The organism is Burkholderia cenocepacia, from assembly GCF_014211915.1.
GTDB lineage: Bacteria > Pseudomonadota > Gammaproteobacteria > Burkholderiales > Burkholderiaceae > Burkholderia > Burkholderia orbicola.
In genome coordinates this window covers 1,751,684-1,772,839 of sequence record NZ_CP060039.1, presented here as the reverse complement: position 1 = coordinate 1,772,839, position 21,156 = coordinate 1,751,684, and the positions used below count along the sequence as shown (strand labels likewise).

20 protein-coding genes are annotated in these 21,156 nt (G+C 67.2%); 5 read left to right on the top strand and 15 right to left on the bottom strand.

Annotated features, from left to right (window positions below):
- Window positions 1–10 precede the first annotated feature (10 nt).
- Window positions 11–640, top strand: coding sequence for an SDR family oxidoreductase (locus tag SY91_RS08435; protein ID WP_006476432.1), 630 nt, complete (start codon window positions 11–13; stop codon window positions 638–640).
- An 87-nt stretch (window positions 641–727) separates the two neighbouring features.
- On the opposite strand, the gene SY91_RS08430 is transcribed toward SY91_RS08435, so the two are convergent.
- Entirely contained in the window at window positions 728–1,276 is a 549-nt protein-coding gene (locus tag SY91_RS08430) for a peroxiredoxin (protein ID WP_011544995.1), read from the bottom strand.
- 278 nt (window positions 1,277–1,554) lie between these two features.
- Between SY91_RS08430 and cdpA the strand changes: the two genes are divergently transcribed.
- Entirely contained in the window at window positions 1,555–3,297 is a 1,743-nt protein-coding gene (gene cdpA / locus SY91_RS08425) for a putative bifunctional diguanylate cyclase/phosphodiesterase (protein ID WP_221622646.1), read from the top strand.
- A gap of 27 nt (window positions 3,298–3,324) precedes the next feature.
- Window positions 3,325–4,833 (top strand): HDOD domain-containing protein, encoded by a 1,509-nt coding sequence (locus SY91_RS08420; RefSeq protein WP_023475421.1) that lies wholly within the window; start codon window positions 3,325–3,327, stop codon window positions 4,831–4,833.
- Window positions 4,834–4,932: 99 nt separating this feature from the next.
- Here SY91_RS08420 and SY91_RS08415 read toward each other — a convergent pair whose 3' ends face one another.
- From SY91_RS08415 to SY91_RS08365, 11 genes are all read right to left on the bottom strand, one after another.
- Window positions 4,933–5,727: an ABC transporter substrate-binding protein gene (locus SY91_RS08415; RefSeq protein ID WP_011544992.1), complete on the bottom strand. Its 795-nt coding sequence runs from the start codon at window positions 5,725–5,727 to the stop codon at window positions 4,933–4,935.
- Between the two features lie 356 nt (window positions 5,728–6,083).
- Window positions 6,084–7,112: a succinylglutamate desuccinylase gene (gene astE / locus SY91_RS08410; protein WP_023475422.1), complete on the bottom strand. Its 1,029-nt coding sequence runs from the start codon at window positions 7,110–7,112 to the stop codon at window positions 6,084–6,086.
- A gap of 7 nt (window positions 7,113–7,119) precedes the next feature.
- On the bottom strand, window positions 7,120–8,460 hold the full coding sequence (gene astB / locus SY91_RS08405) for an N-succinylarginine dihydrolase (RefSeq protein WP_011544989.1): 1,341 nt from the start codon (window positions 8,458–8,460) through the stop codon (window positions 7,120–7,122).
- Between the two features lie 14 nt (window positions 8,461–8,474).
- Window positions 8,475–9,938: a succinylglutamate-semialdehyde dehydrogenase gene (gene astD / locus SY91_RS08400; protein ID WP_023475423.1), complete on the bottom strand. Its 1,464-nt coding sequence runs from the start codon at window positions 9,936–9,938 to the stop codon at window positions 8,475–8,477.
- Between the two features lie 7 nt (window positions 9,939–9,945).
- On the bottom strand, window positions 9,946–10,977 hold the full coding sequence (astA, locus tag SY91_RS08395) for an arginine N-succinyltransferase (protein WP_011544987.1): 1,032 nt from the start codon (window positions 10,975–10,977) through the stop codon (window positions 9,946–9,948).
- A complete protein-coding gene (aruF, locus tag SY91_RS08390; RefSeq protein WP_011544986.1) occupies window positions 10,974–12,041 on the bottom strand; it encodes an arginine/ornithine succinyltransferase subunit alpha in 1,068 nt (355 codons plus the stop codon). The genes astA and aruF overlap by 4 nt, the downstream gene beginning before the upstream one ends.
- Window positions 12,042–12,071: 30 nt before the next feature.
- Window positions 12,072–13,304, bottom strand: coding sequence for an aspartate aminotransferase family protein (locus SY91_RS08385; RefSeq protein ID WP_023475424.1), 1,233 nt, complete (start codon window positions 13,302–13,304; stop codon window positions 12,072–12,074).
- A 1,008-nt stretch (window positions 13,305–14,312) separates the two neighbouring features.
- Window positions 14,313–15,353, bottom strand: coding sequence for a GlxA family transcriptional regulator (locus SY91_RS08380; RefSeq protein ID WP_011544983.1), 1,041 nt, complete (start codon window positions 15,351–15,353; stop codon window positions 14,313–14,315).
- A gap of 22 nt (window positions 15,354–15,375) precedes the next feature.
- Complete coding sequence (locus SY91_RS08375) at window positions 15,376–16,176, bottom strand: ABC transporter ATP-binding protein (RefSeq protein ID WP_006488736.1); 801 nt, start codon at window positions 16,174–16,176, stop codon at window positions 15,376–15,378.
- A gap of 20 nt (window positions 16,177–16,196) precedes the next feature.
- Window positions 16,197–16,910 (bottom strand): ABC transporter permease, encoded by a 714-nt coding sequence (locus tag SY91_RS08370; protein ID WP_023475426.1) that lies wholly within the window; start codon window positions 16,908–16,910, stop codon window positions 16,197–16,199.
- On the bottom strand, window positions 16,907–17,596 hold the full coding sequence (locus tag SY91_RS08365) for an ABC transporter permease (RefSeq protein ID WP_011544981.1): 690 nt from the start codon (window positions 17,594–17,596) through the stop codon (window positions 16,907–16,909). Before SY91_RS08365 ends, SY91_RS08370 begins: the two co-directional genes overlap by 4 nt.
- 82 nt (window positions 17,597–17,678) lie before the next feature.
- Here SY91_RS08365 and SY91_RS34960 point away from each other — a divergent pair, with 82 nt between their 5' ends.
- Both SY91_RS34960 and SY91_RS08355 read left to right on the top strand, forming a co-directional pair.
- Window positions 17,679–18,299 carry a BrnT family toxin gene (locus SY91_RS34960; protein ID WP_234620369.1) on the top strand — a complete coding sequence of 207 codons (621 nt, stop codon included), beginning with the start codon at window positions 17,679–17,681 and terminating at the stop codon, window positions 18,297–18,299.
- The gene (locus SY91_RS08355; protein WP_023475428.1) at window positions 18,283–18,579 is read left to right on the top strand and encodes a BrnA antitoxin family protein; all 297 of its coding nucleotides are present in this window, start codon (window positions 18,283–18,285) and stop codon (window positions 18,577–18,579) included. The genes SY91_RS34960 and SY91_RS08355 overlap by 17 nt, the downstream gene beginning before the upstream one ends.
- Before the next feature lie 3 nt (window positions 18,580–18,582).
- Here the strand turns inward: SY91_RS08355 and SY91_RS08350 are convergent, their stop codons facing one another.
- From SY91_RS08350 to hpnK, 3 genes are all read right to left on the bottom strand, one after another.
- Window positions 18,583–19,137: a lipoprotein gene (locus SY91_RS08350; RefSeq protein WP_023475429.1), complete on the bottom strand. Its 555-nt coding sequence runs from the start codon at window positions 19,135–19,137 to the stop codon at window positions 18,583–18,585.
- Window positions 19,138–19,225: 88 nt separating this feature from the next.
- Entirely contained in the window at window positions 19,226–20,275 is a 1,050-nt protein-coding gene (locus SY91_RS08345; protein ID WP_023475430.1) for a lysylphosphatidylglycerol synthase domain-containing protein, read from the bottom strand.
- Window positions 20,272–21,156: a hopanoid biosynthesis-associated protein HpnK gene (hpnK, locus tag SY91_RS08340; protein ID WP_023475431.1), complete on the bottom strand. Its 885-nt coding sequence runs from the start codon at window positions 21,154–21,156 to the stop codon at window positions 20,272–20,274. The genes SY91_RS08345 and hpnK overlap by 4 nt, the downstream gene beginning before the upstream one ends.

Genomic DNA, 21,156 nt, shown 5'->3' with positions numbered 1-21,156 from the left:
GAGCGGTTTCATGACGACGAAGGTACTGCTGATTGGCGCGACCGGCCGGACGGGCCAGGCCTGCGCGGATCTGCTGCTGAAGCAGCCGGAGTTCGAGGTCACGGCGCTCGTGCGCCGGCACGGCTATGCGCTGGCGGGCGCACGGGTCGTCGAGGCCGATCTGACGAACGATTTCTCGCACGCGTTCCAGGGCATCACGCACGTGATCTACACGGCAGGCTCGGCGGAATCGGACGGTGCGACCGAAGAGGAGCAGGTCGACCGCGACGCGGTCGCCCGCGCGGCCGACTACGCGCTGGCCTACAACACGCAGAAGCTCGTGGTGGTCAGCTCGCTGTCCGCGTACCGGCCCGAGCAGGGCCCGGACGCGCTGCACCACTATTCGCAGATGAAGCGCGAAGGCGACGAGCGCGTGATCGCGTCGGGCGTCGACTATGTGATCCTGCGCCCGGGCCCGCTCACGGACGATCCGGGCGTCGGCAAGATCGCGCTGACCGACCGGTGGCTCGAGCCCGCGCCGCCCGTCTCGCGCCAGGATGTTGCATGGGCCGCGATCGAGGCGATCAAGCTCGGCATCTCGCGCAAGATCGTCGGCTTCGTCGGCGGCAGCGTGCCGATCGAACAGGCATTGCGCGCGTAACGGCCCGTCGCGCGCCTCCCGGAAGGGCGGCGCATGCCCGTGCCCGCGGCCCGCACGACGGGCCGTTTTCACGTGCGGGGCAGCCGCTTACTGCTTCGGATGCGCGTCGGCCCACGCCTTCACGGCGGCGAGCGTGTTCTCGACGTGCTTGTCGGGCGACAGGCTCGTGTATTCGTAGAGAACCTTCCCTTCCGGCGAAATCACATAGGACACGCGGTTGGCCCGGTCGAGCGCCGGCAGCTTCGCGTCGTATTCGCGGATGATCTTCGCGTCCGGGTCGGCCGCCACCGGGAACTTGCTGCGGCACTCGCTCACCGAGAACTTCGTCAGCGTGTCGATGTTGTCGGCCGACACGCCGATCACCGTCGCGCCGTAAGCCTTGTAACGGTCGACCGCGTCCGCGAACGCATGCGCCTCGATCGTGCAGCCCTTCGTGAACGCAGCCGGATAGAAATACAGCACGACCGGCCCCTGCTTCAGTGCGTCCGCGAGCGAGTACGTGTAAGTCTTGCCGCCCAGCGACGCCTGCGTCGTGAAATCGGGCGCCGCGGCGCCCGGCCTCAGTTCCGCCTGCGCCAGCAGCGCATGGCCGGCCACCAGCGCCGCCATGGCGCCCAGCAACAGTTTTCGCTTCATCTGCGTCCTCATTTCTTATAAAGTCGGCCTCGATGCAGGCCATTCAGGTGTTCGCCTGTCGAACGCCTGCCTCGTTGATCCGGACTGCGGCAGCGCCGCCCGCGGCCGGCCCGTTAAAGATTTCTGACAGTCTGCCGTTATTCCTTCCGGACAACCGGTTCCAGCCCTTCACGTCAGCGAGAAACATGGAAGCCAACAGGAAACAGACGTCACGCAAGGGCTCCTGGCGCAGCGCCTTGCATACGCTGCGACGCTTCGCTCGGTCGGGCGGCGCGCTGATGCCCGCGCGCGCCGTCGCGCCGCGCCGCGACGACTCCGTGCGCAACTGGCTGGAACAGACGGTCGGCACGGTGGATTTCCTCGCCCACGTCGACCGCGAGCTGCGCTTTCTGTACGTGTCCGACGCCAGCCTGCGCTTCATCGGCTACCACCGCGACTATCTGCATACGCTGACGCTGCGCGACCTGATCGCCGAACAGGATACCCCGGCGCTCGAAGGCCTGCTTGCACGCGCCGCCCGTTCCAGCCAGGTCGAGAAGGCGACGATGTGCATCGTCAAGTCGCTCACCTACCCGCTGGACGTCGAGATCCGCGCGTTCAAGAGCCGCCACCACGGCGTCGACGGCTTCGCGATCGCGGCGTTCGACGTGTCGTCGTGGCGCGCGCTCGAGGCTCGCCTGACGTACGAAATGCACCACGACCCGATGACGGGGCTCGACAACCTGTCCGCGCTCGTGCCGGCGCTGATGGCCGCGCAGCAGACGGCCGACGAGGACGGCACCTGCGCGGCGCTGCTGCTGCTCGACCTCGACGACTACCAGCGGATCAACCGCGCGCTCGGCTACGACGCCGGCGACATGCTGCTGCGCGAGACCGCGCAGCGGCTGAAGGCGCTCGTCACGCCGAACGAGCGGCTCGCGCGCGTCGCGAGCGACAAGTTCGCGGTCGTGCTGGGCGCAGCGGACCGCGCGCAGGCGAGCCATGCCGCCGATGCGCTCGCGCGCCGGCTGCAGGCCGCGGTGCGCGAGCCCTATGTATTCCAGGGGCAGACCGTGCACCTGTCCGCGAGCATCGGCATCGCGCTCTATCCCGACGAACGTGCCGCACCGCACCGGGCGCAGCATCACAGCCCGCTGCTGCGCCGCGCCGACCACGCGCTCGCGCAGGCGAAGGCATCGGGCGGCAACGCGCTCGCGTTCCATGCGCCCGTCGACGATCCGGCCGACGCCGAACGGCTCAAGCTCGAGGCGGATCTGTACGACGGCGTGCGCAACGGCGAGTTTTCGCTCCATTTCCAGCCGATCACGCGCAGCCAGTCGGGCGCGGTGGTCGGCGTCGAGGCACTGATCCGCTGGCGCCATCCGGTGCACGGCCTCGTGCCGCCGGCCACCTTCATCCCGCTCGCCGAATCGATCGGCCTGATCAACTACCTCGGCAACTGGGTGCTCAAGGCCGCGTGCATGCAGCTCGTCGCGTGGGACGGCCAGGGGCTCGCGCTGCAATACGTGGCGGTCAACGTGTCGCCGCAGCAGTTCCGCGACCCGCGCTTCACGCAGAGCGTGCGCGAGGCGATCGCGCTGACCGGCATCGACCCGCGCCGCATCGTGCTCGAAATCACCGAAAGCCTGCTGATGCACGATCCCGCGCACGCGAAAATCCTGCTCGAGGAACTGACCGGTCTCGGCATCCGCTTCGCGATCGACGATTTCGGCACCGGCTATTCGAGCCTCGCCTATCTGCAGCGTTTCCCGCTCGCGAAGCTGAAGATCGACCGCAGTTTCGTCGAGAACCTGCTGACGTCGCGCAACGACCGCGCGATCGTGTCCGCGGTGGTCGGCCTCGCGCAGACACTGGATCTCGAGCTCGTTGCCGAAGGCGTCGAGACCGAGGCGCAGCGCGCGCTGCTGTCGGAGATGGGCTGCAATCACATCCAGGGCTGGCTCGTCTGCCAGGCGCTGCCGTCCGAGGAGCTCGCGCGGCGCTTCGAGGCGCAGCAGCTGCACCTGCACGCCGCCGCCTGACGCGCGCGGCGAACCGAACAGATCCGTATGTCAACCACCGAATACCTGCCCCGCACCGCGCTGCTCGACAAGCTGTGGGCCCGGATGAACGAACGGGGCGATTTCCCGCTGCTGTCGGAATCGCTGCGCGCGACGATGGCCGCGATGAAGAACGACGACCTCGACTTCACCGCGCTCGTGCGCGTCGTGCTGTCGGACTTCGCGCTCACGCAGAAAGTGCTGCGGCTCGCGAACTCCGCGATGTACATGGCGTTCGGCGGCAACATCACCACCGTGACCCGCGCACTGATGGTGCTCGGCATGGACGCCGTCGGCCATCTCGTCGTCGGGTTGAAGCTCGTCGACCATTTCCATCAGAGCACGCCGCGGCGCATCGACGCGAAGCTGGCACTGAACCGCGCGCTGCTGTCCGGCTGCGTCGCGCGCAAGCTCACCGAGCGCGCCGAACTGCGCTCGGGCGAGGAAGCCGTCGTCTGCACGCTGATGCGCCAGGTCGGCAAGCTGCTGGTGGTCTGCTATCTCGACAACGAATGGGATCACATCCGCCGCCGCGCGGCCGAGTTGAACGGCGACGAATCGGCCGCCTGCGTCGACGTGCTCGGCGTCGGCTTCGACGAGATCGGTCTCGAAGCCGCCGCGCGCTGGCGGCTGCCCGACGTGATCCGCGCGGGGATGGCCAACGGAGATCACGCGGCGCACGCCGACGCGTTCGACGACGACGGCGACGCCCGCCACGCGGGCCCGGCGGCAGACGACGGCCCGGCCGACCGCATCCGCTGGCTGCGCGCGGTGAGCCGCTGCTCGACCGACGTCGCCGGCGCGCTCGTCATGCCCGCGAGCCCGCAGCGCGACGCGCGCATCGCGGCGCTCGCGCAGCACTACGGCGCGGAGCTCGACATGGAATCCGACGCGCTCGTCGAGATCGCCGAACGGCTCGCGCGCGAGGAAGCGAGCGACACCGTGATGCGCGAGATCGTCGAGCTGCGCGCGAACGCCGATGCGATCGCACGCGCGCAGGCCGCGCCCGAGGCCTGCCTCGAAGCCGGTCTGGCCGACCTGCGCGCGCTGCCGTCCGAGCACGTGCTGACGCCGGTGCTCGCGCTCGCGTCGGAAAGCCTGCTGGCCGGCCTCGCCTTCACGCGCACCGTGATGTTCGTGCGTCACGACGACGGTACGTTCGCCGCGCGCCTGGGCTTCGGCCCCGGCGTCGACACGGCGCTCGACCGGCTGCGCTTCGACGAACGCTTCGAGCCGGACGTGTTTCATCTCGCGATCTCGAACTCGGTCGGCATCTTCATCGAGCAGGCGCAGGAGCCAAAGATGATGAAGCGCCTGCCCGCGTGGTATCTCGACGCGTTCGACGACACGCGCGCATTCGTGCTGCTGCCCGTGCGCGTCGGCACGACGAGTGTCGCGCTGCTGTACGGCGACTGGGCCGGCGCGCAACCCGCACGCAAGATCTCGCAGCAGGAGATGGCCGTGCTCAACGAACTCGCGCGCGAGCTGGGGCGGTTCTTTCCCGCGCAGCCAGGCTGACGGCCGGCGCGCGTCCGGCGTTTTCGCTCCCCAAAAGAAAAACCCGGCCGCATCAGCGGCCGGGTTTTCTTTGCAACAGCGTGCGCTCGAGCGATGCGCTTACTTGAGCGTGACGGGCACGCTGAAGTACTTCTTCGCGAGGTTGTCGATCGTGCCGTCGGCCTTCAGTTCCTTCAGCGCCTGATCGAGCGCGGTCTTCAGTGCCGCGTCGTTCTTGCGCAGGCCGAAGCCGACGCCCGAGCCGAGGATCTCGGTGTCGCTGACCGTGCCGCCCGCGAACGCGAAGCCCTGGCCTTGCGGCTTCGTCAGGAAGCCCTTCGAGCCGGCTTCCGAATCCTGGAAGGTCGCGTCGAGACGGCCCGACTTCAGGTCGGCGTACGCCAGATCCTGCGTCTGGTACGGCACGACTTCAACACCGGCCGGCGCCCACTTCTTCTTTGCATACGCTTCCTGGATCGTGCCCTGCAGCACGCCGACGCGCTTGCCCTTCAGCGATTGCGGGGTCGGCAGCAGGCCGCTGCCCTGCTTCGCGATCAGCTGGTTCGGAATCGTGTAGATCGGATCGGTGAATGCGATCGCGTGCTTGCGCTGCTCGGTGATCGTCATGTCCGAGTTGATCGCGTCGAACTTGCGCGCCTGCAGCGCCGGGATCAGGCCGTCGAAGTCGTTCTCGACCCACACGCACTTGGTCTTCAGCTTCGCGCACACCGCGTTGCCGATGTCGATGTCGAAGCCGGTCAGCTTGCCGTCGGGCGTCTTGTATTCGAACGGTGCGTACGAGGCCTCGACGCCGAACCGGATCTCCTTCAGATCCGCGGCAAACGCGCTGCCTGCCGCCATCGCCGATGCCGCCACCACCGCATGCGCGGCCACTTTACGCCAATCCAACTTCATCAGGTGTTCTCCTCGATACTCGAATGTTCCGGAACTACGGGCGCATGCATCATTGCAGGGTCGGATGACACCGACAATGCCGATGCCGCGCCGTGATGCGGCGCAACAGCCGCAAGGCCGCGATTGTACCAATCCGCGCGGCCCGATATGGCAAAGCGGCCACCGATATGCAATGCTGCGCTGCGCGTCCGGGAGCCGCCACGCGCCCCGTCGAACTCGCAAGACGGTGTCGCAAATACGCAAGCGTGGCGCGTGCGCCGGCCGTGCGGCGGGCGGGTGTTATCGCAAAAAAATGAAGGGACCGCGAGACGATGCGCGGACTGCGAGTCGCCGCAGCCCGCACGATCGCACCCTGATCAGACGAGTGCGGCCAGCGTGTCGCGCGTCGTATCGACGACGAGCAGGCCCGCGCGCAGGCCGGGCTTCACGGTCGGGTTCGGAAACACGATGCGTTCCTCGTCGTGCTTCACCGTGTAGCGGTAGTCGCCGTCCTGCGCGAGCACCGTGCCGCGCGTGAACGCGGTGAAGTTCGCGACGTCGGCCGCGACGAACAGCTCGAGCGCGTCGCTCTGCTTCGTGATCTGGTCGATGACGGTGAACACGCGCGGCAACGTGGCACCGCCTTCCGCCCGCCCACCCGACACGAGCTTGCGCACCGCGCGGTCGGCCGGCGCGAAGCGCGTCAGGTCGTTCTGGCCGAACGGACGCACCTTGCCGAGCTCCAGCGTGCACGCGAGCGCGCCGCAATGCTCGGCCGTGAAATGCGAATACGTGTTGCCCTTCGCCGTATGCAGCAGCACGGCCGCGATGCGTGCATCGCCGAGCCATTCGACCATCGCGCGCGTGGGCGGCGTGCCCGTGTGCGGCAGCAGCGCGAACTGTTCGAACACCGATGCGCGAATCGCCGTGTGCATGTCGATATGCCAGCGTGCGCTGCCCGCCGGCGCCGCCCCGAAGAACGCGGATGCCGCCGCTTCGAGCTGCGCGGCGCGCGGCGCTTCGCGACTCGCGGGCACCTGCGCGTGACGGCCGCTGAACAGGCGGTTCAGGTCATCGTCGAGATAGCGTTCGCCCGCGCGCATCGCCGGCACGTTGCCGAGCACGACGAGCAGCCGGCACGCGAGCGGCAGCGCACCCGCCACGAGGTCGCGCGCGAGCATCGACAGCAGCTCGATCGGCGCGGTCTCGTCGCCATGCACGCCGGCCGACACGAGCACGCTCGCGCGCGCCGCGGCGTCGGTCGCCGCCGGCTCGAACGCGAGCAGCCCGTCGCCGAGCCATTGCCAGCGCACCGCGCCGCCCGCGCAGACGCCGTCCCGTTCGGCCGGCGCGTCACCAGCGAGCGTGAACGCCAGAAAATCGTCGAGCAACGCGGCGGCCGGCATCCGTGCCTCAGCGCTGGAAGTCATACAGCGAACCGACGCGCAGGATCTGCGTAAGCTCGTCGAGCGCCGTACGCGACTCGTCGAGCAGCGCCGGATCGGCGAGGTCTTCCGGTGCGAGGCGGTCACGATAGTGCTTGTCGATCCACGCGTCGAGCGACGCGAACAGCGTGTCGTTGATCCACACGTTCGACGTGACGGCCGCGCGCTCGGCGTCGTTCAGCACGACGCGCAGGCGCAGGCACGCCGGGCCGCCGCCATTCTTCATGCTTTCGCGCAGGTCGAACACGAGCACGTCGTGAATCGGGCCGTTGCCGGCCGCCAGCTGGTCGAGATAGGCGGCGACCCGCGCGTTCTCGCGGCATTCCTGCGGCACGACGAGCACCTGCGAACCATCCGCGCGCGACAACAGCTGGCTGTTGAACAGGTAGGACGTCACCGCGTCGTTCACGCTCACCGCCGCGTCGGGCACCTCGATCACGTTCAGGCGCGCACCGCGCGCGTCGAGCGCGGCGGTCAGCGTGTCGTAGATCGCCTGCTTGTTGACGAACGCGCGTTCGTGCGTGAACAGCGTGTCGCGGTTGCCGACCGAGATCACGTCGTTGTGGAACACGCCCGCGTCGATCACGTCCGGGTCCTGCTGCGCGTACACCGTCGCTTCCTCTGCGAGCCCGTGGCGATGCGCGACCGCGCGGCTCGCCTCGAAGGTCTGACGTGCCGGGAAGCGCTTCGGCTCGGGGCCGCGACGGTATTCGGCGCGGCCGTACACGAAGAATTCGATGCCCGGCTTGCCGTATTCGGCGCAGAAGCGCGTATGGTTCGCCGCGCCTTCGTCGCCGAGCGCCGGCGTGCCGGTCAGCGCTTCGTGCACCGCGAAGTGCGTGGGGTCCGCGAACAGCGTCGACAGCGTGCGGCGCGTCGCTTCGTGCTCGATCGCGCGATGCAGCTTGCTGCACAGGTTCGCCGGCGTGAAGTGCACGCGGCCGTCGCTGGTATCCGCCGACGGGCTGACGGTGGCCGCGTTCGCGGTCCACATCGCCGACGCCGAGCTCGCCGCGGCGAGCAATTCGGGCGCCTGCTTCGCGGCCTTCGCGATCACGTCCGCGTCCTTGCCGGAGAAGCCGAGCTCGCGCAACAGGCGCAGCGACGGCCGCTCCTGCGGCGGCAGCACGCCTTGCGCGAAACCGAGATCCGCGAGCTGCTTCATCTTGCGCAGCCCCTGCTTCGCGGCGGCCTTCGGGTTCGCGGCCGACTTCTCGTTGTTGAGCGACGCCACGTTGCCGAACGACAGCCCGGCGTAGTTGTGGGTCGGGCCGACGAGCCCGTCGAAATTGGCTTCTTGTGCGTTCATCGTCGTTCCCTCGATCAGAAATGCAGGCCCGGCGACAGGCTCGCGGGCAAAGTCAGTTGCGTGCTTTCCACCGACGCCATCGGGTACGCGCAATAGTCGGCCGCGTAGTACGCACTCGGGCGATGGTTGCCCGAGCGGCCCGTGCCGCCGAACGGCGCGGCGGACGATGCGCCATTGGTCGGCCGGTTCCAGTTGACGATCCCGGCGCGGATCGTGCGGCGGAAGTGCTCCCATACCTTCGCGTCGTCGGCCAAGAGGCCGGCGGACAGGCCGAACGCCGTGTCGTTCGCGCGTTCGATCGCCTCATCGAACGTCGCGTAGCGGACGACCTGCGCGAGCGGGCCGAAATGCTCTTCGTCGGGCAGGTTCGCGACGCCCGTCACGTCGACGATCGCCGCATTCACGAAGCCGAGGCGCGGATCGCGCTGTGTCATCGCGACGATCGGCTTCGCGCCCTGCTCGACCAGGCGCGCCTGCGCATCGACCAGCTTCGCGGCCGCGCGTGCCGAGATCACCGCGCCCATGAACGGCTGCGGATCGGCGTCGAACACGTCGGCGGTGATCTTCGACGTGACGTCTGCGAAGCGCGCGAGGAAGCGGTCGCCGAACGCGCCCTGCGGCACGAAGATGCGGCGCGCGCACGTGCAGCGCTGGCCGGCCGACAGGAACGCCGACTGGATCGTGTGATGCACGGCCGCGTCGATGTCCTCGACTTCGCCGATCACGAGCGGGTTGTTGCCGCCCATCTCGAGCGCGAGCACGATCTCCGGACGGCCGCCGAACTGCTTGTGCAGCAGCGTGCCCGTATCGGAACTGCCGGTGAAGAACAGCCCGTCGATCTGCCGATGGTTCGCGAGCGCGATGCCGGTGTCCTTCTCGCCCTGCACGAGGTTCAGCACGCCGGCCGGCAACCCGGCTTCCTGCCACACCTCGACCGTCGCGCGCGCGACGCCCGGCGCAAGCTCCGACGGCTTGAACACGACCGTGTTGCCGGCGATCAGCGCCGGCACGATATGACCGTTCGGCAAGTGGCCGGGGAAGTTGTACGGGCCGAACACCGCGACGACGCCGTGCGGGCGGTGACGCAGCACCGCGACGCCGTCGGCCATGTCCTGACGCTTCTCGCCGGTGCGTTCCTGATACGCCTGGATCGAGATGCCGACCTTCGCGGTCATCGATGCGACTTCGGTGCGCGCTTCCCACAGCGGTTTGCCCGTCTCGCGGCCGATCGCGGTCGCGATCGCTTCCTTGCGCTCGGTGAGCAACGCGGCGAAGCGCTTGACGATTTCGCAGCGCGCTTCGAAGTCGAGCGCCGACCAGCCGGCGAACGCGCGACGTGCGCTCGCGACCGCACGGTCGACGTCGGCCGCCGACGCGCTCTCGCCCTGCCAGGCGACGGCGTCGGTGCCGGGGTTGCGCGAAGCGAAGACGGGGCCCGAGCCTGCGACCCAGGCGCCGTCGATGAAGAGTTCCGTCATGATTCGTTTATCCCTGTTTGACTTTGAGCGGCAGTACGCGGACCGGATCGCCGGCCTTCACGTCGAGCGCGACGGCATCGTCGGCCGACAGCACGAACGCGCCGTTCGCGACCACGCCCGGCGCGACGCCGACGCGGAAATCGCCCAGCGACGTGTTCGACACCAGCGACCGAGGGGCGTCGTCCCGCGCGTCGGGCACGCCGATCGCGACCGGTACGACGACGCTCTCGCGCACCGTGCGCAGGTCGTTGACGTGGCATTCGAGCACGGGGCCCGCGTCGAAGATGTCGACGTGGTTCTGGTAGCGCAGCCCTTCCGCTTCGAGCATCTTGCGGGCCGGCAGCGTGTCGCGGTGCGTGAGCCCGACCGCGTCCTGCGCGTCCTGCGGCAGCAGGTCGACGTATACCGGATAGCGCGGCATCAGTTCCGCGAGGAACGACTTGCGGCCGTGCGAGCTCAGGTAATCGGCCGCGTTGAAGTCGATCTGGTAGAAGTGCGAACCGACCGCGCGCCAGAACGGCGACGTGCCGTCCTCGTCGAAGTGGCCGCGCAGTTCCGCGCAGATGCGTTCCGGAAAGCGGTCGCGGAACTGCGCGATGAACATGAAACGCGAGCGCGACAGCAGGCCGCCGACGCCGCCCGTGCGATAGCGCGGGCTCAGGAACAGCGAGCACACTTCCGCGTAGCCCGTCAGGTCGTGCGAGATGTTCAGCGCGGACATCCGCGTCCACACGCCGAGCTCCTGGCTCGCATGCACGACCGTGCTCACGCGGTAGTTGTAGAACGGCTGCTCGAGGCCGACCTGCGTTTCGATCCCGCACACGCCCGCGATGTCGCCCGTCTTCGATTCTTCCATCACGAAGAAGTAGCCGGCTTCGCCCGGCGCGGCCCGGCCTTCGAGCGTGCGGCGCGAGCGTTCGATGCGCGCGGCGAGCGCGTCGCGGTCGGGCTTGAACGTGGTCAGCCCCGGCCCGGTTTCCTGCGCGAGCGACACGAGCGCGTCGACGTCGCCCGTTTGTACGACCCGAACGACGATCATGCTGCGTCTCCCTTCAAATCTTCCTCGTCGCGGCGGTGCAGCGGCACGCAGCGCACGACATCGCCGTCCTTCACGTCGAGCGCCGCGCGCACGTCGCCGGCCAGCGGCGCCTCGGCGCCGCCCGCATCGGCCGTGTCGCCCGGCAGGTCGGCCAGCACGCAGCGGAACGATTCGCCGCTGCCGGTCGACACCATGTACGCGACGTCGCCCTGCTGGTGCGCGGCCTCGCGCACGACGCGCTCCGACGCCTGCTTCACGCACGCGGTACGGTCGACCTGCGCGGTCAGCACCGGGCCCGCGTCGAAGATGTCGACGAAGCGGTCGGGCTCGAAGCCTTCCTCGAGATGGATGTCGTACGCGAGCAACGCCGTTTCGTTCGGCTCGCCGAGCACGCGCTGCGCGGCTTCGGGCAACAGCGGCACGTAGAGCGGATAGGCCGGCATCACTTCCGCGATGAACGTGCGGCTGCGGCCGCCCGACGCGATGTCGACGTCGGTGAAGTCGCGGCCGAAGAACTTGCGGCCCACCGCTTCCCAGAACGGCGATGCGCCGTTGCCGTCGCTCACGCCGAGCAGCAGCGTGAATACTTCCGGCGTGAAGCGGCGGCGGTTCGCGGCGATGTACATCATCCGGGCGCGCGAGATCAGGTGCGCGGCCGCGTCGCCGCGCAGCGACGGATCGACGTAGAAGCCCGCGAGCCGGCTCTTGCCGGTCAGCTCGTGCGACATCGTGAGCGCGTGGATCTTGCGGTTCACGTGCAGCTCGCGCGACGCGTGGATCAGCGCGTCGTTGCGGAACGCGTAGAACGGTTCCGAGTAGCCGGCCGCGGCCACGATGCTCGCCGTGCCGAGCAGCTTGCCGGTCGACGAATCCTCGAGCACGAAGAGGTAGAACTCCTCGCCGGCGAAGTCGACGTCCGCGCGAAACGAATCCTCGGAAAGCGCCACACGCGCTTCGAGCGCCGCGCGGTCGTGCGGCAGCGAGTGCAGGACCGGCTGCGCGGTGCGCGCCATGTGCGCGAGCGCATCGAGATCCGTGAGTTTGCCGGGGCGAACAAATAGCATCGTCGTTCCTGTCTGCGATGGGCGCGCCGATCAGCGCGCGGTGGCTTCCTGGGCCGCGAGCACTTGTTCGACCGCTTTCTCGAAGCGCTTCACGCCTTCGTCGAGCAGGTCGAACGGGATCACCAGCGACGGGACGAAACGCAGCACGTTCGGGCCGGCGATCAGCATGATCAGGCCGTTCTCGGCGGCGGCGGTGACGAAGTCCTTCGCGCGGCCGTCGAATGCGGCGGTGAGTTCCGCGCCGACCAGCAGGCCCTTGCCGCGCACGTCCTTGAAGATGCCGAAGCGCGCGTTGATGCGTTCCAGCGCGCCCTTCAGGCGCACGCTGCGTTCGCGCACGCCTTCGAGCAGCGCCGGGTCGCCGATCAGCTCGACGACCTTGTCCGCGATTGCCGATGCGAGCGGGTTGCCGCCGTACGTCGTGCCGTGCACGCCGACCTTGAAGTGCGCGGCCAGTTCGTTCGTCGTCAGCATCGCGCCGATCGGGAAGCCGTTGCCGAGCGCCTTGGCGGTCGTCAGGATGTCCGGCGTGACGCCCGTGTCCATGTAGGCGTAGAACTGGCCGGTGCGGCCCACGCCCGTTTGCACTTCATCGAAAACCAGCAGTGCGCCGTTGGCGTCGCACGCTTCGCGCAGCGCCTTCAGGAACGCCGGATCGGCGGGGATCACGCCGCCCTCGCCTTGCACCGGCTCGACGATCACGGCGCAGGTTTTCGGGCCGATCGCGGCCTTCGCGGCTTCGATGTCGTTGAACGGCAGGTGCTTGATGCCTTCCGGCACCGGGCCGAAGCCTTCCGAGTACTTCGGCTGACCGCCGACGCTGACCGTGAAGAACGTGCGGCCGTGGAACGACTGCACGAACGACGCGATTTCGTACTTATCGGCGCCGTGGCGGTCGAAGGCGACGCGGCGCGCGAGCTTCAGTGCGGCTTCGTTGGCTTCCGCGCCCGAGTTTGCGAAGAACGCGCGATCGGCGAAGGTCAGCGATTCGAGGCGCTTCGCGAGGCGCAGCACCGGTTCGTTCGTGTAGCCGTTGCCGATGTGCCAGAGCTTGCGGCCTTGTTCGTCCAGCACCTTCAGCAGTTCCGGGTGGCCGTGGCCGAGCGACGTGACCGCGATGCCGCACGCGAAATCGATGTACTCGCGGCCGGCCGTGTCCCACACGCGGGAGCCCTCTGCGCGATCCGGCACGAACGGGGCGGGAGAGAATACCGGCACCATCACTTCGTCGAATGTCTGGCGGGTCACGGTCGAGGTCGTCATGGTCGTTCCTTTCGGTTTCGTAAGAGGGTTCAACAGGATCAAGTTTAGGTAAGGGTGACGCAAGCGTCTTGCGGAATTGCGACGGGTTCTATCGGAAGGTTTTGGTTTTGCCCTTTAGGGCCGGGGGCCGGCTACGCCGTGTCGGTATTTTGGGGCTTTTTCTCTCTTGTCTGGGGCTTGCTTCCGGTGTCGCGAAGCACCTGCAATCGTGTCGGTCTATTAGCGTCGCCCCTGCGCGGGGCAGCGGTTACTTTTCTTTGTCTTGCCAAAGAAAAGTAACCAAAAGAAAGGCGCTCGGATATCGCATGACTTACCGGTGCCATCGCCAACAAAGTGGTCCGCACAAAAGTGTCCGCGCCAGTCAGGAATCCGGAGTGGTTCGAGCAATGGTTCTGACACCGCTGCCTACGCAACAGAGCGGTATACCGCCCCCTAGCTCCGTCCTCGCTTCGCTCGGCCGACAGGTCCATCCCCACCAATTCCGACTTCACCTCCCTCGCAAGGGACCCGCCGTACTTTCAATTAACGGAATTCGCTGCTTTGCCCGCGAGAAAAATGCGGGGCGCAAACATATCGTCGTCACGAAAAATCAATCGTCAAACGATCGGTCACTCAAAGGGGGAACACAGAAAAAGTGCCTGGCTGCCGACATCTGATGGAGGAAGCACGAACGTAACCACCCGCCCTGAAGTACCTTGCAGCCGAGCGCAGCGAGGATGGAGCTAGCGGACGGTATACCACTCCGCGGGGTAGCGAGTGGTGTCAGAACCATTGCTCGAACCACTCCGGATTCCTGACTGGCGCGGACACTTTTGTGCGGACCACTCGGGGCGCCATGGCACCGGTAAGTCATGCGATATCCGAGCGCCTTTCTTTTGGTTACTTTTCTTTGGCAAGACAAAGAAAAGTGACCGCTGCCCCGCGCAGGGGCGACGCTAATAGACCGACACGATCACAGGTGCTTCACGCCAACCGCGAGCAAACCACCAAACAAACCAAACCCAAACCTCAATCTTTCCCGCGCTCGACGAGCGCCCCACCCCGAGGCTCACTGCCCCCGCCGGTCTGCTTCTCGAGCCACGCTCTTCGATCCTCCCGAGGCGTAACCCCAAACCTTTCGCGGTAAGCGTTGGAGAAGTGCGCAGCAGAAGAGAACCCACAAGCGAGAGAAACCTGAACAACCGACTTGCTGGTCCGCTGCAACTGCGTGCGAGCCTTGAGCAGCCGAAGATTGAGGTAATACTTGGAGGGCATCGCCCCGAGATACTGCCGAAAGAGCCGCTCCAACTGTCGGCGCGAAACGCCGACCAATCCGGCGATCTCATCGGTAGTAAGCGGATCCTCGACATTGGCTTCCATCAAGAGCAACGCGTCATTCAACCGAGGATGCCGCTCCCCCGGAGCAGTAACAAAAGGAATCCTCTGCCGCTCCTCGCCGCTGCGCAGTGTGCCGGCTCCCAGCGCATCGGCAATCCGCTCCGCGAGATCCGCCCCATGTTCCCGGCCAATCATGGCCAGCATGAAATCGACGGTCGCCTGCCCACCGGCACAGGTCGCCCGATCGCGATCGATCTCGAAGATCTGCTGCGTGACGATCGACCGCTCGAACTGCTCGGCGAACTGCTGATACGTTTCCCAGTTCACGCTCACCCGATACCCGGAAAGCTGGCCCGCCATCGCGAGCCACCACACGCCGTGGTGAATACCCGTCACGACCGGCGTGCGCTGCCCGACCCGCGCGAGACTCGCGAGAAACAACCGGTAATCGGCAAACTGCTGAAACCGTTCGGACACGACGATCAACCAGTCGCACGCGATCGCATCATTGAACGCCGCATCGGCATGCCACTGCGCACCGCCCGCGAGCGGCACCGGCCGCCCGTCCCACGAACACACCTGCCAGCGGTACAGGAGCCGCCCGTCGATCTCGTTCGCGAGATTCAGCGCATCGACGATCGGACCCACGCCCGACATCGACACGGGCGGCAATGCAACGATCGCCACCTGCGTCGTGCGGGTGGCGCCTGCGGGACGAGACACCGGTACCACGGTTGAAACCTGCCCTGTCGCGTTACTTGAGGCTGCCCGACAGGAACTGCTTGAGCCGCTCGCTCTGCGGGCGCACCAGCACTTCCTTCGGGTCGCCCTCCTCCTCGGTCCGCCCCTGATGCAGGAACATCACGTGGTTCGACACGTTGCGCGCGAAGCCCATCTCGTGCGTGACGACGATCATCGTGCGGCCTTCCTCGGCGAGCTTCTGCATCACCTTCAGCACTTCGCCCACCAGTTCCGGATCGAGCGCGGAGGTCGGCTCGTCGAACAGCATCACGTCCGGATGCATCGCCAGCGCACGGGCGATCGCCACGCGCTGCTGCTGGCCGCCCGACAGATGCGACGGATACTGCTTCTCGACGCGCGGCGGCAAACCGACCTTCTCGAGATACTCGCGTGCACGCTCCTCGGCTTCCTTCTTCGAAATGCCGAGCACGTGCACGGGCGCTTCCATCACGTTCTCGAGCACGTTCATGTGCGCCCACAGGTTGAAGTGCTGGAACACCATCGCAAGCTTCGTGCGAATGCGCTGCAACTGCTTGTGATCGGCGACTTCGAGCGCGCCGGCGCGATCGGTCTTCGTGCGCACGGCCTCGCCGTCGACGACGATCTGCCCCGCATTCGGCCGCTCGAGAAAATTGATGCAGCGCAGGAACGTGCTCTTGCCCGAGCCGCTCGCGCCGATGATGCTGATGACGTCACCAGCCTTCGCGTTCAGCGACACGCCCTTGAGCACCTCGTTGTCGCCATAGCGCTTGTGGATGTCGACCGCGGCAAGCTTGACGGAAGCGGACGCGCTCGTTTGGGTGATCTCGGCCAACTGGCTCTCCTCGAAGTAATTCAATGACGGGCGGCCGCGAGGTACGCGAGCCAGTGGCGCTCCGCGCGGCGAAACGCCGCGACGAGTGCGAACGATACCGCAAGATAGATCAGCGCGGCGATTCCGAACGACTGGAACGCCATGTAGGTCGCGGAATTGGCATCGCGCGCGACCTTCAGGATGTCCGGCACGGTCGCGGTGAATGCGACGGTCGTCGCGTGCAGCATCAGGATCACCTCGTTGCTGTACAGCGGCAGCGCGCGACGCAGCGCCGACGGCAGGATCACGCGGCGGTACATCGTGAACGACGACATCCCGTACGCGCGCGCCGCCTCGACCTCGCCGTGCGGAATCGCGCGGATCGCACCGGCGAAGATCTCGGTGGTGTACGCGCAGGTGTTCAGCGCGAACGCGAGGATCGCGCAGTTGAAACCGCTGCGGAAAAATGCGTCGAGCAGCGAGTGCGAGCGCACGAACTCGAGGCTGTACATGCCCGTGTACATCAGCAGCAGCTGCACGTAGAGCGGCGTGCCGCGGAACACGTACGTGTAGAACCGCACCGGCATCGACACCCACTTGTTCCTCGACACGCGCGCAACCGCGAGCGGCACCGCGCACACGAAGCCGAGCGAAATCGATGCGACGAGCAGCCACAGCGTCACCGCGAGGCCGGACAGGCGCTGGCCGTCCCAGAAAAGGAACGCCTTGCCGAATTCCTGGAGGATCTCGATCATAGTTCTGCGTGCCGCACGCCCATGGAATAACGCTTCTCGAGCTGGATCAGCACGAGGTTGGAGACGGTCGTGATCGCGAGATAGATCAGCGCCGCGACGAGGATGAAGAAGAACATGTTGAACGTGCTCTTGCCGGCGTCCTGCGCGGCCTTCACGACGTCCGCGAGACCGATGATCGACACCAGCGCGGTCGCCTTCACGAGCACCTGCCAGTTGTTGCCGATGCCCGGCAGTGCGAAGCGCATCATCTGCGGAAACATGATCCGCACGAACACGCGCGCGCCGCTCATCCCGTAAGCCGAACCGGCTTCGAGCTGGCCGCGCGGCACCGACAGGAACGCGCCGCGAAACGTCTCGGTGAAGTACGCGCCGTAGATGAAGCCAAGCGTCAGCACGCCGGCCACGAACGGATCGATGTCGATCTGGTTCCAGCCGACGAGGTCGGTGAACTGGTTCAGCCAGATCTGGATGCTGTAGAACAGCAGCAGCATCAGCACGAGATCGGGCACCGAGCGGATCAGCGTCGTATAACCGGTCGCGATCGCTCGCAGCACCCGGTTGTGCGACAGCTTCGCCACCGCGCCGATCAGCCCCAGCGCCACCGCAGTGGCGAGCGACAGCACCGACAGCTCGATGGTCTGCACGGTGCCGGCCCAGAGGACGGGACCAAAGCCGTAAAGGAACACGCGCGTCTCCAGAGTTGAATGAATGCCGACGCGACAGCTTGTCCCGCGCCGGGGTGACGCGGATAGTCGCAAGCGAAATTGATTGCCTCAAATCACCGTGCGCGCGGTTGCTGCGTCGCAACAATTCGTCCCACCATTTCTGCGCACGGCCTATACCGCTGTTTCCAAAGGAAAAAACCCGCTTCCTGACAGTCGGATGACGCGTCGGGAAGCGGGTTTTTTGCAATTTTCCGGTCGCTTTTTCGATATAGCGCCGGACTGGCCATCAGGCCGAATGGGCAGGTCCAGGCCCGCGTCACACAATCGCTCGCTCATGCCCGCGACACGATGCGCGCCTGCGCGCCGATTCGATGCCATCCGCTGCGGCGTCTTATTTTTTGCATCCACAAAAACTCCTTGCCTGCCCATGTTTTTGCATCCACAATTAGTCGAAATTCCATTCGTTTTCGACGAGGCCAAGGATCTGTCGAACCGGCTGAAACACGGCATCTCGTTGCGAATGGCCGAATTCGCCGAGTGGGAAGCCGCGCGCACGTGGCCGGACACCCGCCGGGACTACGGCGACGCACGCTGGATCTGTCTGGTGCCGATCGGCACGCGCCTTTACACGGCGATCGTCGTCCCGCGCGGCCGCGCGCTGCGCGTCGTCAGCCTGCGAAAAGCCAACAACCGAGAGATGAGTCGGTATGAAGAAGGCGGTTAAATTCATCCGCAACACGCCCGAGGAAGAAGCGGCGATCGCGCGCGGCATCGCCGCCGATCCGGACGCCCGTGAACTCGGCGACGAAGAAATCGATGCGATGAAGCCCTTCGTCGAGGTCGTCGCGAAGAAATTCGGGCGCCCGAAGCTCGAGCACCCGAAGGAACAGGTCAGCATCCGCTACGACGCGGACATCCTCGCCGCGTTCCGGGCAGAAGGCCCGGGCTGGCAGACGCGCATGAACGACGCGCTGCGCGACTGGCTGAAGAAACGCCGCGCGTGAAGGTCAGCGCCCTTTCAGGATGTCGGAGCGCGACGTCGTATAAACGAGCCCGTCCGGGCCGAAATGGACGTTGAAGAACGCGTCGGTGTTGACGCCGTCCTCGAGCCAGCGCCAGCTCCAGACCGTCTCGGGTTTCAGCGGATATTGCGCGATGTCGCCGGGTTTGCCGAGCAGGCGCCGCACCTCGTCCTCGTCCATCCCCGGGCGCACTTTCGCGAAATTCTCGGCGGTCAGCACCTGCGTCGCGCCCGTGTAGCGCCCGTTCGCATCGAGATCGACGAACCACGTCTGGTTGCCCATCGGGCCGCGCGGATACTCGAGACGCTTCGAGCCGTCGGTGAACGTGCGCTCGGTCTCGGGCTTGCCCATCGTGCCGCGCACGTCGGCCTCGGTCGATTCGCCGACCTTCAGCCCTTTCAGCAATAGCGGCGCGGGCTTGATCGCGTTGAAGAAGTCTCTGATACGTTGCACGTCGAGATGGCCTTGGTCGTCGCAACCGGTCAGCGCCAGCGCGGCGGCCAGCATCGTCACGGGAAGCAGCCGGAAACGAAAAATCATCGGAAGAGTGGCGCGTCGAGAAAACACGCGGCAAGGATACCCGCGCGACGCCAAAAGCGCGAGACGGGCCGTGCAGCCCGTCCCGTGTTCAATGCGTCGTTTCGGTTTCGGTCCGGGTTTCGGACGCCCGCTTCGCCGGCGGCGCCGGGCGCGGCACGGTCGACGGCGCGCCCAGCCGGCGGCGCGTGCGCACCAGCTCGGCAAGCTGCCACGAGCCGAGCGCGAGGCAGCCGAACAGCACCTCGCGGCCGCGCTTGACGACCGCGAGCGACAGCGCCGTCTCGCGGTCGACGCCGAACATCTGCGCAAGCAGCACGACGGTCGCCTCCTGCACGCCGAGCCCGCCCGGCACCATGAACGCCGCATGCCGCACCGCCTGCGTCATCGCCTCGATCGCGATCGCGCCGCCGATCGACACCGGGTGGCCGAGCAGCGCGAGCGCCCAGTAGATCTCGAGCGCGCCGAGCACGTAGCCGGCCAGTTGCCAGAAGAAGGCGCTGAACAGCAGGCCCGTGCGCGACATCAGCGAATCGATGTCGGCGTCGAGCCGACGGCCGTCGACGCCCTGCAGCAGCCGGTGCGAATCGCCGAGCAGGCGGCCCGCGAAACGCTCGATCGCATGGAAGATGCCGCCGCGCCGCATCAGCACCACGCCGAGCACCGGCAACGGCAGCGTCAGCAGCAGCGCGAGGCCGATCGTGCCGCCGCCCATGTTGTCGGTCGTCGCGAGCAGCAGCACGAGGCCGAGCGCCGCGAACGCATACTGGACGACGATCGTCACGAGCACCTCGACGATCACCGACGCGGTCACGCGGCTCGCGTCGGGCACCTGCCAGCGCGCGAGCCGGATGCCGACGATCTCGCCGCCGATCCCGACCACGGGCAGCAGCCGGTTCACGGCCTCGCGCACGGTCGCGATCCACCACAGGAACGGCAGCGAACTGCGCCGGTCGAGCAGCTGGTGCCATGCATACGCATCGAGCAGCAGCGGCAGCGCGTGGAACGGCACGAGCCACAGCAGCGCATAGCCGGCGCGCGCGAGCATCTGCGACACGTCGCCGACGCCTTCGTGCAGCCCCAGCGCGAGCAGGATGCCGATGCCGATCGGCCAGCCGAGCCACTTGATCCACTTGCTCATGACGGCTGCGCTCCCGGTGCGCGCGACGCGTGCGCGCCGCGTCGGGCCGCAGGCTCGCCGAATACGTCGGCAAAGCCGCCGGTCGCGACGCCCGCCGCCTTCAGCGCGGCCCCGACGCGCGGCGACAGCAGCGCATCCAGTTCGTCGACCGGACGGTAGCCGGCCATCGTCGGCGTGATCGGGCCGTCGCCGGCCTCGGCCGGATGGCAGTAGATCTCGCCGACGCCCGGCGGCAGCTTCGCGAGCGCGTCGAGCAGCACGGCCTCGTCCATCGCGCCCGTCTGCTCGATGCCCACCACGTAGTCGTTGTGCGCGAGCCCCGCGCGGTCGAGCCGCGCGCGCACCAGCGCGATCCACGGCTTGAGCAGCGCCGGCGCGCTCGTTTCGTACGGCAGCCGCACCGCGCGCAGCCCGTAGTCGCGGCCGATCTCGATGATCATCGACAGCACGGTCGGATGCAGGTGGAAATGCTTGTGCGCGTTCACGTGGTCGAGCGGCAGGCCGCTCGCCGCGAACGCGTCGAACTGCGCACGGATTTCGCGGCGCAGCTGCGCGCGCACGTGCGGCAGGAAGAAGAAGCGACAGCCGTCCTTCGCCATCGCGTCGCCGAAGCGCCCGTCGGGCCCGACGAGCGCGGGAATCTCATGCGCGGGCAGCGTGGCCGGCCCGTCCGCGAGCACCAGGTGCAGGCCGACCGCGAGCGACGGCAGCCGCCGCGCGCGTTCGATCGCATCCTGCGCGGCGGGGGCGCCGACCATCAGGCTGGCGGCGTTCAGCACGCCGTCGCGGTGCGCGCGCTCGACCGCCGCGTTGACGCGCGGGTGCAGCCCGAAGTCGTCCGCGGTGAAGATCAGCGCCCGCGCCGCCCGCTGCGTCGCCAC

Coding starts and splice junctions, on each gene's coding strand:
- SY91_RS08435 (WP_006476432.1), top strand. CDS start 11: ATGACGACGAAGGTACTGCTGATTGGCGCGACCGGCCGGACGGGCCAG.
- SY91_RS08430 (WP_011544995.1), bottom strand. CDS start 1,276: ATGAAGCGAAAACTGTTGCTGGGCGCCATGGCGGCGCTGGTGGCCGGC.
- cdpA (WP_221622646.1), top strand. CDS start 1,555: ATGCCCGCGCGCGCCGTCGCGCCGCGCCGCGACGACTCCGTGCGCAAC.
- SY91_RS08420 (WP_023475421.1), top strand. CDS start 3,325: ATGTCAACCACCGAATACCTGCCCCGCACCGCGCTGCTCGACAAGCTG.
- SY91_RS08415 (WP_011544992.1), bottom strand. CDS start 5,727: ATGAAGTTGGATTGGCGTAAAGTGGCCGCGCATGCGGTGGTGGCGGCA.
- astE (WP_023475422.1), bottom strand. CDS start 7,112: ATGCCGGCCGCCGCGTTGCTCGACGATTTTCTGGCGTTCACGCTCGCT.
- astB (WP_011544989.1), bottom strand. CDS start 8,460: ATGAACGCACAAGAAGCCAATTTCGACGGGCTCGTCGGCCCGACCCAC.
- astD (WP_023475423.1), bottom strand. CDS start 9,938: ATGACGGAACTCTTCATCGACGGCGCCTGGGTCGCAGGCTCGGGCCCC.
- astA (WP_011544987.1), bottom strand. CDS start 10,977: ATGATCGTCGTTCGGGTCGTACAAACGGGCGACGTCGACGCGCTCGTG.
- aruF (WP_011544986.1), bottom strand. CDS start 12,041: ATGCTATTTGTTCGCCCCGGCAAACTCACGGATCTCGATGCGCTCGCG.
- SY91_RS08385 (WP_023475424.1), bottom strand. CDS start 13,304: ATGACGACCTCGACCGTGACCCGCCAGACATTCGACGAAGTGATGGTG.
- SY91_RS08370 (WP_023475426.1), bottom strand. CDS start 16,910: ATGATCGAGATCCTCCAGGAATTCGGCAAGGCGTTCCTTTTCTGGGAC.
- SY91_RS08355 (WP_023475428.1), top strand. CDS start 18,283: ATGAAGAAGGCGGTTAAATTCATCCGCAACACGCCCGAGGAAGAAGCG.
- SY91_RS08350 (WP_023475429.1), bottom strand. CDS start 19,137: ATGATTTTTCGTTTCCGGCTGCTTCCCGTGACGATGCTGGCCGCCGCG.
- SY91_RS08345 (WP_023475430.1), bottom strand. CDS start 20,275: ATGAGCAAGTGGATCAAGTGGCTCGGCTGGCCGATCGGCATCGGCATC.